Consider the following 13400-nt stretch of genomic DNA (forward strand, 5'->3'; position numbering starts at 1 on the left):
ATGCTCCCAGTGCCCCGACCACCCCGGCCACGAACTTTCGTGCGTAAGAGGGCATCGCCTGTGTCTGCACAGGCATCTCGCGTGATTGGAGGGGCATCTCGCGTGATCAGGAGGGCATCACGCGTGATTGGAGGGGCATCACTCCTGATTGGCTTGGATCACGCCGGTTACGGGTTCAGCCGAGGGCCCAGAGGCGGGCGTAGGGGCCGTTGGCGGCCAGGAGCTCGGCGTGGGTTCCGGTTTCCACGACGCGGCCGTGGTCCAGGACCACGATGCGGTCCGCGCGGGCCGCTGTGGCGAGGCGGTGGGCGACCACGAACGTCGTGCGGCGGCGGGCCACCGTCTCCGTGGCCCGGAGGACCGCTGCCTCCGTCGAGGGGTCCAGGGCTGCCGTGGCCTCGTCGAGCAGGAGGACGTCCGGGTCCACCAGCTCCGCCCTCGCCAGGGCCACCAGCTGGCGCTGGCCCGCCGACAGCGAGCGGCCGCGCTCGCCCACCGGCTGCAGGAAGCCTGCCGGGAGGGCCGCGACGCCGTCCAGCGCGCCCACCGCGCGGACCGCCGCCTCGACCTCCGCGTCGGACGCGGCCGGGCGGCCGTAGCGGACGTTGTCGGCCACCGTGCCCGAGAACAGGTGCGCCTCCTGCGGTACCACGCCCATCCGGCGCCGCATGCCGGCCAGCTCGTACTCGCGGACGTCCGTGCCGTCGATCCGGACCTCGCCGCCGGTGACGTCGTAGTAGCGCGCCACCAGCTTCACCGCCGTCGACTTCCCGGCGCCGGTCGCGCCGACGAGCGCGATCGTCTCGCCGGCCGCGACGTCCAGCGAGAACTCCGCCAGCGCCGGAGTCTCGGCGCCGGCGTAGGAGAACTCGACCTCCTTGAACGAGACCTCGCCGCGCAGCCGGGCCGGCACCGCGACCGCCTTGACCGCCGCCGGCACCGACGTCGGCGTCCGCAGCAGGTCGCCGATGCGGTTCAGGCCGACGCTCGCCTGCTGGTAGCCGTCGAACACCGCCGACAGCTGCTGGATCGGCGAGAAGAACTGCTGCAGGTACAGCAGGAACGCGAGCAGCACACCGGCCGACAGCGTGCCCGCCGAGACGCGGCTTGCTCCAGCCACCAGCACCGTCGTGGTCGCCAGGTCCGACATCAGCGCCACCAGCGGGAAGTACGTCGCCACGTACCGCTGGGCCCGCAGCCGCGAGCGCCGGTAGTCGTCGCTGCGCGAAGCGAACGCCTCCGCGGAGCGGTCTTCGCGCGTGTACGCCTGCGCGACCCGCAACCCGCTGACGTTCTCCTGCATGTCCGCGTTCACGACGCTGACCCGCTCGCGAGCCTCGTTGTACGCCTTCGACGCCGACCGCCGGAAGATCACCGTGGCCACTGCCAGCACCGGCACCATCGCCAGCGCGTACAGCGCCAGCCCGGCGTCGGTGACCAGCAGCGCGGCCGTGATCCCGGCCAGCGTCAGCGCGCTGACCACCGCGGTGGCGAGCCCGGTCTGCAGGAACGTCGAAAGCGCGTCGACGTCCGTCGTCATCCGGGTCATGATCTTCCCGGACAGCTCCCGCTCGTAGTAGTCGAGCCCGAGCCGCTGCAGGTGCGCGTAACTGCGGACGCGCAGCGCGTACAGCACCGTCTCGCCCACCCGTGACGTCAGCCGCGTCTGCGCGAAGACCACCAGCCAGTCGGCCGCGATCACCGCGGCGCCGATGCCGGCGGCCAGCCAGATCATCCACTCGACGCCGGCGCGCACCCCGTGGTCGACGCCGAACTGGTACAGCCCGGGCAGCGCGATCGACGCCAGCGCGTCCGCCGCCACCAGCCCGATCACCAGGAACAGGGGCCCGCGGACCGGCCGCAGCAGCCCGGCCAGCCGGAACTTCGGGTCGGGCGCGGTGACGTCCACGCCGGGCAGCCGCGGCTCGTCGACGGCGGGCGGGAGCTTGCGGACGCCCTCGATCAGCTCCGGCGTCGGCGGCACGTCCAGGCCGCCGCCCCCGCCGACGAACCCGCTGCTGTTGGGGTCGCCACTGCGCATCCGCGCGGCTTCGGCCAGTGCGTCGACCTCGTCCTGGCTTTCGTCCCGTGGCCACAGCGACGGCGTGACCCCGCCCGGGCCGCGATCGAGGCCCTCGCAGCGGTGCTTCTCTTCGACGTCGTCGCCCGGGCCGGCCACGAGTTCGCGGAACAGCGGGCAGCGCGCCATCAGCTCCGCTTCGGTGCCGACGTCGACGACGTGGCCTTCGTCCAGCACCGCGATCCGGTCGGCCAGGGCGAGGGTGGAGCGCCGGTGGGCGATCAGCAGGGTGGTCCGCGCCGCGGTCACCGAGCGCAGGGTGTCGTAGATCGCCGCTTCGGTGACGGTGTCGATGGCCGAGGTCGCGTCGTCGAGCACCAGGATCCGCGGGTCGGTGATCAGGGCCCTGGCCAGCCCGAGCCGCTGCCGCTGCCCGCCCGAGAGGGTGAGCCCCCGCTCGCCGACCAGCGTGTCGTAGCCGTCCGGCAGCGCGCGGATGAACCCGTCCGCCTCGGCGGCCTTGGCCGCGGCGACCACTTCTTCGTCGCTCGCGTCCGGACGGCCGTAGGCGATGTTGTCCCGGATCGAGGAGGAGAACAGGAACGCCTCCTCGAACACCACGCCGATCGCTTGCCGCAGCTGCCGCAACGGGACGTCACGGATGTCGAGGCCGCCGACCCGCACCGCGCCCTCGTGCACGTCGTAGAACCGGGGCAGCAGCAACGAGATCGTCGACTTCCCCGAGCCCGCGGTGCCGACCAGCGCGAGGGTTTCGCCCGGGTTCGCGGTGACCGAAAGACCGGCCAGCACCGGTTCGCTGCGGGTGTAGCCGAACCGGACGCCGTCGAGCTCCACGCCCAGCGGCCCCTCCGGCAGCGGCCGCGCGTCCGGCGCGTCGGCGACCTCCGGCTGGGCGTCGATCAGCTCGTACACCCGCTCGGCGCCGGCGCGGGTCAGCTGGGCCTGCACGACCAGGCCGGAGAGCATCCGGGCCGGCCCGATCAGCGTCGCGAGGTAGGTCGCGAAGGCCAGGAACGTGCCGAGGGTGATGGACCCATTCAGCGCGAGGACGCCACCGATGCCGAGCACGGCCACCTGGCCGGCGGCGGGCAGGGCGGCGGTGGTCGCCGTCGGGACCGCCGAGAGTTTCGCCGCGCGAAGCCGTTCCCCGAACAGCTTGCGCGCGGTCCCTTCCAGCTTCGAGACTTCCCGCGTCTCCTGGCCGAAGCCCTTGACCACCCGGACACCGGTGACGGTCTCTTCGACCTGCTGCGCGACGTCCGCCGCGCGTTGCTGCGCCGACCACGTCGCCGGGAAGAGGCGCTTGCGGCTGCGCGCCACGATGATGCCGACCGCGGGCGTGACGACCAGCGCGATCAGCGTCAGCACCGGGGACAGCCACAGCATGGCGACGAACGACAGCAGCGCGAAGACCACCGAGCCGAACGACAGCGGGACCTGCATCAGGATCCCGGTCACCAGCTGCAGGTCGGAGATCGCGCGCGAGGCGACCTGGCCGGTGCGCAGCGCGTCCTGCTTGCCGCCGTCCAGCCGCGAAACGGCGTTGAAGACGCGCTGGCGCAGATCGTGCTGCACGTCGAGGGCGAGCTTCCCGCCGAGGTAGCGGCGCGCGAAGGCGGTGCCGAAGGCGACCAGCTGCAGCGCGACCAGGAAAACGGCGATCCCGGGCAGCCCGCCGGTCCGCCCGGCCACCGCGTCGTCGACCGCCGTGCGCACCAGCAACGGGCTGGCGGCCTGCACGCCGACGCCGAACGCGGCCGCGAGCAGCGACAGCACGACGAGCACACGGTGCTCCCACGCCGCCGCGGACAGCCGGCGGATCCAGCCGGCTGTCTCGGTGGGTGGGAGCTCTTGACGGGAGCTGGGCGGAGCGACGGTCACGTTGTGACAGTAAGCGCCACCACCGACAAAATATTTCCTCGAACACCAAGAAGGCCACCTCGAGCAGCTCGAGGTGGCCTTCGCGGACAGCCGGGACTACGTGATGTCGCGCTTCTGGTTGCCCGCCCAGCCGAGGCCGAAGAAGAGCAACGTCCACGCGAAGAAGATCAGCGCCGACGCCCACCACGAGATCACGCCCGGTGCGCCCGCCGCGAGCTGCAGGCCGAGCGCCGACCAGTGGTCGACGCCACCCGGCAGGTTGAGCGAGTTGATGCCGAACGCGTCCGCGGCGATCCCGCCCACGATCCCGTTCGCGGTGCCGTTCGGCAGCAGCCCGCCCAGGATGTCGGCCGGTCCCCAGAGCGCGATGACGAGCACGTTCTCCACGATCAGGAACCACACCAGGAACAGCACCACGGCCAGCGGCACGTTGCGCAGCACCGCGCCGAACCCGATGCCGAACAGCGTCACCAGCACCGAGGCCAGGATCGTCCCGCCGAGCGCGGCCAGCCACTGGCCGGCACTGGGCCACCGCCCGGAATCGACCGACGCCATCACCGCGATCGCCGAGACGCCGAAGCTCACCAGGCCGTAGATCGCGCCCCACGCCACGTACGTCAGCATCTTCGCGGTCAGCGCCGTGACCCGGTTCGGCGCCGTCAGGAACGTCGTCGTGATCGTCTTGCTGCGGTACTCACCGGCCAGCGCGAACACGCCGAACAGGCCGGGGATCAGCTGCGCGATGTTCACGCCGTGCGCGAACGCCAGCAGCCCGACCGGCAGCTTGCTCGCGTCCAGGCCCACCGCCCTCGCGATCTCGCGAGCGTCGGAGCCGCCGATGTAGTCCGCGAAGTCGTTCGTGATCTTGCCCCAGAAGAACGTCAGCCAGAACGCCACCAGCGCCAGCGGGATCAGCAGCACCCACCACGTGTTCAGCGAGAGCGTCTTCCGGAACTCCGCCTTGATCAGGTTGCCCATCACTGCTGCGGTCCTCCCCAGTACTGCTGCTGTTGCTGCTGCGGGCCCGACGGCGGGCCCTGCTGGTAGTGCTGCTGCTGCGGCGGGTAACCGGGCGGTGGGCCCTGCTGGTACGGCGGCTGCGGCGGCGGGTAGCCCGGCGCGCCGGCGTACTGACCCTGCGTCAGCTGGAAGAACATCCGCTCCAGATCGGCGTGCTCCTCCTGCATCCCGTAGACCGCGATCCCGGCCTTCGCGGCCAGGTCGCCGATCTGCTGGACACTCGACCCGGCGACCGCGACCCGGCCGTCCGGCGTCGGCGACACCTGCTGGATGCCGTTCTCCTGCAACGCCTTCACCAGCGCCGCCGGATCCGCGGGCTGCACCAGCACCCGCGACTGCTGGCCCTTGCGCAGCTGCTCCAGCGGGCCGTAGTACCGCGTGACGCCCTGGCTGATGATCACCACCTGGTCGATCAGCTGCTCGACCTCGTTGAGCAGGTGGCTCGAAACCAGCACGGTCCGCCGCTGCTCCCGCGCGTACGACCGCAAGAAGTTGCGCAGCCACAGGATGCCCTCGGGATCCAGGCCGTTCGTCGGCTCGTCGAGCACCAGCACCTGCGGGTCACCCAGCAGCGCCGTCGCCAGCGCCAGCCGCTGCCGCATACCGAGCGAGAACCCGCCCGCCTTCCGGTCCGCGGCACTGCCCAAGCCCACCAGGCCGAGCACCTCGTCCGCCCGCCGATCCGGCACCCCGATGGCCGCCGCGTACACCCGGAGGTGGTTGCGAGCCGTCCGGCCCGGGTGGAAACCCTCGTTTTCCAAAACCGAGCCCACCACCCGCGCCGGGTTCCCCAGCTGCGAGTGCAACCGCCCGTTGATCGTCGCCGACCCCGATGTGGGTGTCACCAACCCGAGCAACATGCGCAACGTCGTCGTCTTACCGGCGCCGTTCGGACCCAGGAAACCCGTCACCGAACCAGGTTCGACCGTGAAGCTCAGGTTCTGCACGGCGTTCACTTCGCCGAACCGCTTGCTCAGGTTCTGCACCACAATCCGGCCACTGCCGTCGTGCATACCGTCCCCTAACGTTCCCCGCTGATGCGGCGTCATCCTGCCCTACCAGCCGCGCTCGCGCGCACGGAACGCCCGAGAGCGACCTTCGTCACTTTCCGCTACCGGCCAGTACCCCGCTCGGCGCCGCTGACCAGAGGATTCACCGCCGTCCGTCAGATCAACTTGGTAAAGAATTCGTGCGACTTGCCGACCCGGTGCAGCCAACTCCGCCAGACCCCTCTAAGCTAGGTATCGGCGGCCCGCTCCCAGTGACCCCCAGGCTGGTTGAGCGGGTCGCCCCTTCGTCTCTGCATCGCGGCTTCGCCGCTCATGTCGACTTCGTCGTGTCTCCCGGGGGGCCGAGCCCCCCGGACCCCCCACGGTGCCTTGGGCTCGGCTTTTCGGGGGTGTTGGGGGCCTGGGTGGGGGATAGAGGGCGGCTGGGTTGTGGGGGGCTTTGTGGCATCGTTGCGTGGTGCGGATCTTGGTTGTTGAGGATGAACGGCGGCTGGCTGAGGCTCTGCGGGCTGGGCTTGGGGCTGAGGGGTATGCCGTTGATGTTGCTCACAACGGGCGGGATGCTCTGTGGCATGCCGGGGAGTGGTCCTATGCCGCCATCGTTCTCGATGTCATGCTGCCCGGGCTGAATGGGTATCGCGTTTGCCGGCGGCTTCGGGAACGGGGGGATCGGACTCCTATTCTCATGCTCACCGCCAAAGATGGTGAGGATGACGAGATCGAGGCGCTGGATACCGGGGCCGATGACTTTCTGCCCAAGCCGTTCTCCTACGGTGTGCTGCTTTCGCGGCTGCGCGCGCTCATCCGGCGTGGGGGCGCCACCCGGGCGGGTGTGCTCAAGCTGGGGGACCTTGAACTCGATCTGGCCAGCCGGACCTGTCGGCGCGGCGACGCCGGTATCACGCTCACCGTCAAGGAGTTCGCCCTTCTTGCCTACCTCATGCAGCGGGCCGGGCAGGTTGTCAGCAAAGGCGAACTCGTTGACAACCTGTGGGACTTCGCTGCCTCCGCGACCGCCAACCTGGTTGAGGTGCACGTCAGTGCGCTGCGGCGGAAGATCGATCTGCCGTTCGGGGTCGAGACCATCCGGACCGTTCGCGGCGCCGGTTATCACGTGGTGACCGCGGGGGCCTAGGTTTCGGCGGGCCCGGCACCCTGTCCGTAGTGGACGGACGGGGTGTGAAAAGGGAGCGGGCTCCTGCCGTGTGCGGCAGGAACCCGCTCGGGGAAATGCGGTCAGGCGAGGACGGTGTCCAGCGGGGTGTGCGGCAGGTTGTGGGCCACCGCGACCGGGCCGTTCGTCAAGGCGCCGGCGTGCGTGTTGAGGCCCTTCGCGAGCGCCGCGTCGGCCTGCAGGGCGGCCTTCCAGCCGTGCTCGGCCAGCTGGACCGCGTACGGCAGCGTGACGTTCGTGAGGCCGTAGGTCGACGTCCGGGGCACCGCGCCCGGCATGTTCGCGACGCAGTAGAACACCGACTCGTGCACCGTGTAAGTCGGGTCGTCGTGCGTGGTCGGACGCGAGTCGGCGAAGCAGCCGCCCTGGTCGATCGCGATGTCCACGAGCACGCTGCCCGGCTTCATGCGGGCCACCAGTTCGTTCGAGACCAGCTTCGGCGCCTTCGCGCCGGGGACCAGCACCGCGCCGATGACCAGGTCGGCCTGCAGCACGGACTCCTCGACCGACAGCCGGGTCGAGGTCACCGTGCGGATGCGGCCGCCGAAGTCGTTGTCGATCTGGCGGAGGCGGTCGACGTTGGTGTCCAGGATCTCGACGTCCGAGCCGAGGCCGAGCGCGACGCGGGCGGCGTTCAGGCCCGCCACACCGCCGCCGATCACGACGACGCGTGCCGGGTGCACGCCGGGGATGCCGCCGGGCAGCACCCCGCGGCCGCCGCTCGGCTTCATCAGGGAGAACGCGCCGACCTGCGGGGCCAGCCGGCCCGCGACCTCGGACATCGGGGCGAGCAGCGGGAGCGCACCGGTCGCGGTCTGCACCGTCTCGTAGGCGATCGCGGTGGTGCCGGCCGCCAGCAGCGCGTCGGTCAGCGGCCGGTCGGCGGCGATGTGCAGGTACGTGAAGAGGACCTGGTCACGCCGGAGCCGCCCGTACTCCTCGGCGATGGGTTCCTTGACCTTGAGGACGAGCTCGCCCTCGGCCCAGGTCTCGTCGGCGGTGGTGAGGATCTTCGCGCCGGCGGCGACGTACTCCTCGTCGGTGATGGACGAACCCACCCCGGCGCCGGTCTCGACGAAGACGTCGTGCCCCCGGCCGGCCAGCTCGTGCACCCCGGCCGGGGTCAGCGCGACCCGGTATTCGTGCTTCTTGATCTCACGGGGAACGGCGATACGCACGGTCGGCCTCCTGGGTCGGTCCGCGTCCGGAATACGGTGCGGTGTTGCCACTCACGGTGAACCACCCGGACGGCGGTGTCATCGTGCTGGGCGGACAGTTCCGAGCCGCATTCATGGTTCTGTGAGAACAAGGTCCTTGACTTCGACTTCACTTGAAGTTGCAGCGTTGCGGCATGCGTGTGGTGTGGTTGAGAGAGTTCGGTGGTCCGGAGGTCCTGGTACCGGGGGAGGCGCCGGATCCGGTCCCCGGGCCGGGACAGGTGCTGGTCGAGGTGGTGTTCGCGAACACCACGTTCGTCGAGACGCAGTTCCGGGCGGGCGCTCCGGGGCCGTTCCGGGCCGCGCTGCCGGTGATCCCGGGCAACGGCGTCGGCGGCGTGATCAGCGCGGTCGGCGCGGGCGTGGACCCGGGGCTGGCGGGGCAGCGGGTGGTCACGTCGACCGGCGGCTCCGGCGGGTACGCCGAGCGCGTCGCGGTGGACGCGGCGGCCGTGTTCGAGGTGCCGCCCGCGCTGGCGCTCGACGCGGCGGTGGCGCTGCTCGCGGACGGGCGGACGGCGACCGGCTTGGTGCATGCGACCAGGGTGCGCCCGGGCGATCGAGTCCTGGTCGAGGCGGCGGCGGGCGGTGTCGGCGGCCTGCTGGTGCAGCTGGCGAAGGCGGCGGGAGCCACGGTGATCGGCGCGGCGGGCGGGCCGGCGAAGGTGGTGCACGTGCGTGGGGCCGACGTCGTGACCGACTACCTGCGGCCGGACTGGACGGCCTCGGCCGGCCCGGTGGACGTCGTGTTCGACGGCGTGGGCGGGGCGATCGGCACGGCGGCGTTCGGGTTGCTGCGCCCGGGTGGCCGGATGGCGGTGTACGGGCTGGCGGCCGGTTCGTGGGCCGAAGTGTCCGAAGAGGACGCCGCGGCGCGGGGAGTTTCGCTGGTGCGCTCGATCGGAGAGCCGGCGCAGCTGCGGGCGTTCACGGAGTCCGCGCTGGCCGCGGCGGCGTCCGGGAGCCTGGTGCCGGTGATCGGGCAGCGGTTCCCGCTGGAGAAGGCGGCGGACGCCCACGCGGCGATCGAGTCGCGCGCGACGGTGGGTAAGACGTTGCTGGTCACATGATCGACGACTTCCTCGCCCGCCCGCTGACGGCCCGGGTGGCCACGGACGGGCCGACGGTCCGGCCCACCTGGTACCTGTGGGAGGACGGCGCGTTCTGGATCCTCAGCGGCCCGTGGTCACGCCTGCCGGCGCTCCTTCGCGAGCGGCCGCGGATCGCGCTGACGGTCGATGTCTGCGAGCTCGACACGGGGGTGGTTCTGCAGGTCCTGGCGAGCGGTGACGCGGAAGTGCGACCGTTCGATGTTGCGCGGGGGCGGCGGAAGCTGGTGCGTTATCTGGGGACTGACGAACAGCGGTGGGATCCGCGGTTCCGCGAGTACCTGCACGGGGACGTCGGCGCGGTTTGGGTGTACCTGCGGCCGTCGCGGCTGGTGGCGAAGGACCTCGGTTACGAGGTGGGTGGCGGTTTTCCCGGCGGCGGCGCGCTGGGAAGCCGCGCGGGGAGGGGAACGCAGCCACCGTGATGCGCGGCGGGTTCGCCGCGGATCGCGTGGCGCTGAGTTGGCTGGGGACGGCGTGGTGGGAGCCGGCTGGGGGCGAGATGGCGGACTCATCAACGACAGACCCACCTGAAACGCCGTGAAGGCCCCCTCGGAGACCCGAGGAGACCTTCACGGATTCCGCCGCGGGAAACGGGGGCTCAGGCGCGGTACGCCGACCACGCGCTCTTCATCCGCGAGGTCTGGCCCGCGGTGAACTCGTACATGCAGCTGTCGTAGCTGTAGTCCATGAAGTTGTGGACCGGGTCCTTGCCCGTCGAGGTGCAGGTGTCCTTGTTCGTCGGGCAGCCCGACGTCGCCGTCGCTTCGGCCGGGGTGTCCGACACGTAGTCGCCCGAGCCGGAGCAGCCGCCCTGGAACGTGTGGTAGAGGCCCATCCAGTGGCCGACCTCGTGGGTTGCCGTGTCGCCCTCGTTGAAGTTCGTCGCCGAGCGGCCCGGGAGGGACTCGTCGAGCAGCACCACGCCGTCCATCTTCGGCTGGGAGCTGTAGTTCGACGGGAACGTCGCCCAGCCGAGCAGGTCGTCGCCGAGGCTGGCGGTGTAGACGTTCAGCGCGTTCTTGCCGCCCTTGCGCAGCGCGTTCTTCATGTTGCGCTCGGCCGAGGTGCCGTCGGTGATGCCGTTGTACCAGGTGGAGTTGTTCGTGTAGTCGGTGCTCACGAGCGAGAAGCTGAACCCGCTCGACGCGTAGGCGCTGTTCAGGACCGAGATTTGCTTGCTGATCGTCGACGCCGGCAGGTTGCCGGTCGAACCGCTGGTGATCACGTGGAAGTACACCGGGATCGAGACCGCGGCGGCGGCCTCGGCCGAACGCGCCGAACGCTTGCCGGCGAGCTTGCTCTGCATGTCCGCTTCGATGCGGGCCGCCTCGGCCGGGGACACCGAGTCGGCGTGACCGTCCTTGCTGCGGTCCGCGGCGTGGGCGGGGGTGAAGCAGTCGCCGCTCGGCGCCGCGACGGCGCTCCCGGCTCCTGCGGCCGGGACGACCAGGGCGACCAGGGAGAGCGCGGACACCGCACCCAGCTTGATGGCCTTACCGAACCGCTCCGAACTGCTCATGGAGGTACTCCTCTGGCAACGACCCGGCTACCCGGGGTGGTGAGGAGAAAATGCGGCACGCGATCTTCGGAATCCACCATCTTTCGGCTGGAAAAGACAATCCGAACGATCGGCGCGATCCATGCGGAGTAACGCACGGGTGAAACGCTGGGCCGAACGGCCCATCAGCTCCAGCGCACGGCGACGAGCTGGGTCAGCAGGGCCAGCCGGACGTCGGGGTCGTCGAGGTCCAGCGGCACCAGTTCGAGGAGCTTCCGCATCCGGTACCGCAGGGTGTTCGGGTGGATCCGCAGCTCCCGCGCCGCCGCCCGCGGGTCGCCGGGGTGCCGCAGCCACTCGTAGAGCGTCTCGACGTACTCGGCCTTGCCCGATTCGTCGTGCGCGCGAAGGGTGCCCAGCGGGCCGAGGTCGGCGACCCGCGCCGCCGAGGCCGCCGTCGCGCCGCGATGCAGCGTCAGCGCCGTCCAGGCCTCGTCGAAGGCGATCACGCGCGCGGCGAGGATTTCGGCGCGCAGCAGGCCGAGAGCTTCGTCGGCCTGGGCGCGCGACGCCGAGAGGTCGCCGATCCCGCCGGGGGAGCCCGCCGCCGCGCGGGAAGCGCCGCCGCGCCGGGACGCCGGTTGCGCGTCCAGGGCCTGCCGCAGCTCGGTCCAGCCGCCCGGACCCGGCCGGTCCGGCACCACGGCGTAGAGCAGCCCGCCGAGCTCGGTCGCCACCGGGCGGCTGCCGATGCCCTGGGAGATCCGTTCGAGCAGGGCGAGCCGCAGGCCCTCGGCGTCGCGCCCGTCGCCGCCGGTGACCTCGATGACGACCACGCGGTGCGGCTCGTCGGACAGGTCCAGCTCCGCCATCGCCTTGCGCGGGTTCGCCCGCCCTTCGAGCACCGCGCGCAGCAGCTCGGCCGACGCGCGGCGCTGCGCGTCGGTGTGCGCGCGCCGCCGCAGCAGGTGCAGCGCGACGACCGGGGCGGCGTCGGCGAACGCGGCCGCGCGCTCGTCGGACACCGGCCCGGCGACCACCGCCCACATCGACCCGAGCAGCTCGCCACCCATCCGGATCGGCACGATCAGCCGCGGCAGCGTGCCGTCGCGCTGGGCCGGGACGAAGATGGTCTGCCGGCCGCGGGACAGCTCGCGGAACACCCCGCGCGACCGGAACCGCGCGAGGACGTCGTCCGGGATGCGCCGGCCCATGATCGTGGCGACGCGGGCGGGGTCGGTCAGGTCCTGGCGCGCGGAGTAGGCGAGCACGCGCGAGTTGGTGTCCTCGATGGTCACCGGCGCGTCGACGACGCTCGCGACGGCGTCGGCCAGCCGGAACAGGTCGCCGGACCCGGGGTCGAGGTCCTCGGACTCGTCGGCGAGGGCGTCGAGGACCGTCCGCAGCAGCCAGACGAGCTGCGCCCACGACGTCGCGGCGTGCACCTGGATCAGCGCGATCCCGCTGGCCTTCGCGGCCCGCTTCACCGCCGGTTTCGCGGCCAGCGGCGGCTTGAGCAGCACGGCGGCGGCGCCTTGCCCGGCACTCTGCTTCACCAGCTCGGCGGCGTCTTCGGGCCCGGTCGTGGCGACGCCGAGCACGAGGTCCCCGGCGGACAGGGTGAGCGCCCCGCCGGGTTCGGCGATGACGACGTCGGCGACCGCGGGCGAGTCGTCGGGCACCTGGAGCGCGTGGAGCAGCGTCGGCCCCACCCGGTCGACCACGCTGCGCACCGAAACCACAAGACCATTCTTGCCGAGAAACCGCTGGAAGGCTCGGTAGGGTCGGTGCGGTGAGCGGAGCCCGGCGGATCGTGGAAAGCGGTTACGACAGCGTGGCGGAGCGGTACCTCGAGTGGAGTGCGCGGATAGCGGACGACCCGCGGTCGCGGTTCCTGGGGGAGCTGACCGGCCGGCTCGGCGATGGCGCCCGGGTCCTCGACCTCGGCTGCGGCGCCGGGGTGCCGAGCACCGCCGCGCTCGCCGAACGCCACGACGTCCTCGGTGTCGACCTCTCCGCGGCGCAGCTGGAACTGGCGAGGCGGAACGTCCCCGGCGCGCGGTTCGAGCGGGGCGACATGACCGCACTGTCCTTTCCGGACGGCAGCTTCGCCGCCGTGACGGCGTTCTACTCGGTGCTGCACGTGCCTCGCGAGGAACACGGCGCGCTCTTCGCGCGGATCGCCGCCTGGCTGCGTCCCGGCGGCTGGTTCCTGGCCGCGCTCGGGTGCAGCGAAGCGAACGGCGTCGAGGCCGGCTGGCTCGGCGCGCCGATGTTCTTCAGCAGCCACTCGCCCGCGGAAAACCGGCGGCTGCTCGAAACGGCCGGGTTCACCCTCGAGGTGGACGAGATCGTGACGATGCAGGAACCGGAGGGGCCGGCGACCTTCCACTGGGTGCTCGGCCGGCGCTGAGCCGGGGCCTGCCGGGGCGGTGGCGGGCGGACGC

Annotated in this window: 10 protein-coding genes; 4 read left to right on the forward strand and 6 right to left on the reverse strand. The window is 71.6% G+C overall.

Annotation, left to right across the window (positions count from 1 at the left end):
• Positions 1–175: 175 nt before the first annotated feature.
• The 3 genes from AB0F52_RS21245 to AB0F52_RS21255 form a co-directional block, all read right to left on the reverse strand.
• Positions 176–3922, reverse strand: coding sequence for an ABC transporter ATP-binding protein (locus AB0F52_RS21245; RefSeq protein ID WP_360173426.1), 3747 nt, complete (start codon positions 3920–3922; stop codon positions 176–178).
• A 96-nt stretch (positions 3923–4018) separates the two neighbouring features.
• Positions 4019–4900: an ABC transporter permease gene (locus AB0F52_RS21250; RefSeq protein ID WP_360173428.1), complete on the reverse strand. Its 882-nt coding sequence runs from the start codon at positions 4898–4900 to the stop codon at positions 4019–4021.
• Complete coding sequence (locus AB0F52_RS21255; RefSeq protein ID WP_360173431.1) at positions 4900–5955, reverse strand: ABC transporter ATP-binding protein; 1056 nt, start codon at positions 5953–5955, stop codon at positions 4900–4902. The genes AB0F52_RS21250 and AB0F52_RS21255 overlap by 1 nt, the downstream gene beginning before the upstream one ends.
• A 454-nt stretch (positions 5956–6409) precedes the next feature.
• On the opposite strand from AB0F52_RS21255, the gene AB0F52_RS21260 reads away from it, so the two are divergent.
• Entirely contained in the window at positions 6410–7087 is a 678-nt protein-coding gene (locus tag AB0F52_RS21260) for a response regulator transcription factor (protein ID WP_360173435.1), read from the forward strand.
• Positions 7088–7188: 101 nt separating this feature from the next.
• On the opposite strand, the gene ald is transcribed toward AB0F52_RS21260, so the two are convergent.
• Positions 7189–8304 carry an alanine dehydrogenase gene (ald, locus tag AB0F52_RS21265; protein WP_360173438.1) on the reverse strand — a complete coding sequence of 372 codons (1116 nt, stop codon included), beginning with the start codon at positions 8302–8304 and terminating at the stop codon, positions 7189–7191.
• A 173-nt stretch (positions 8305–8477) separates the two neighbouring features.
• On the opposite strand from ald, the gene AB0F52_RS21270 reads away from it, so the two are divergent.
• Together AB0F52_RS21270 and AB0F52_RS21275 are read left to right on the forward strand one after the other, a co-directional pair.
• Positions 8478–9413 carry a zinc-binding dehydrogenase gene (locus AB0F52_RS21270; RefSeq protein WP_360173441.1) on the forward strand — a complete coding sequence of 312 codons (936 nt, stop codon included), beginning with the start codon at positions 8478–8480 and terminating at the stop codon, positions 9411–9413.
• Positions 9410–9877 (forward strand): pyridoxamine 5'-phosphate oxidase family protein, encoded by a 468-nt coding sequence (locus tag AB0F52_RS21275; protein WP_360173444.1) that lies wholly within the window; start codon positions 9410–9412, stop codon positions 9875–9877. Before AB0F52_RS21270 ends, AB0F52_RS21275 begins: the two co-directional genes overlap by 4 nt.
• A 176-nt stretch (positions 9878–10053) precedes the next feature.
• Here AB0F52_RS21275 and AB0F52_RS21280 read toward each other — a convergent pair whose 3' ends face one another.
• On the reverse strand, positions 10054–10974 hold the full coding sequence (locus tag AB0F52_RS21280) for a zinc metalloprotease (protein WP_360173447.1): 921 nt from the start codon (positions 10972–10974) through the stop codon (positions 10054–10056).
• A gap of 164 nt (positions 10975–11138) precedes the next feature.
• Positions 11139–12695 (reverse strand): helix-turn-helix domain-containing protein, encoded by a 1557-nt coding sequence (locus AB0F52_RS21285; RefSeq protein ID WP_360173450.1) that lies wholly within the window; start codon positions 12693–12695, stop codon positions 11139–11141.
• 50 nt (positions 12696–12745) lie between these two features.
• Between AB0F52_RS21285 and AB0F52_RS21290 the strand changes: the two genes are divergently transcribed.
• Complete coding sequence (locus AB0F52_RS21290) at positions 12746–13366, forward strand: methyltransferase domain-containing protein (RefSeq protein ID WP_360173453.1); 621 nt, start codon at positions 12746–12748, stop codon at positions 13364–13366.
• Positions 13367–13400: the final 34 nt, after the last annotated feature.

Source organism: Amycolatopsis sp. NPDC024027 (assembly GCF_040638975.1).
Taxonomy (GTDB): domain Bacteria; phylum Actinomycetota; class Actinomycetes; order Mycobacteriales; family Pseudonocardiaceae; genus Amycolatopsis.

Coding starts and splice junctions, on each gene's coding strand:
- AB0F52_RS21270 (WP_360173441.1), top strand. CDS start 8,478: ATGCGTGTGGTGTGGTTGAGAGAGTTCGGTGGTCCGGAGGTCCTGGTA.
- AB0F52_RS21280 (WP_360173447.1), bottom strand. CDS start 10,974: ATGAGCAGTTCGGAGCGGTTCGGTAAGGCCATCAAGCTGGGTGCGGTG.
- AB0F52_RS21250 (WP_360173428.1), bottom strand. CDS start 4,900: ATGGGCAACCTGATCAAGGCGGAGTTCCGGAAGACGCTCTCGCTGAAC.
- AB0F52_RS21255 (WP_360173431.1), bottom strand. CDS start 5,955: ATGCACGACGGCAGTGGCCGGATTGTGGTGCAGAACCTGAGCAAGCGG.
- AB0F52_RS21275 (WP_360173444.1), top strand. CDS start 9,410: ATGATCGACGACTTCCTCGCCCGCCCGCTGACGGCCCGGGTGGCCACG.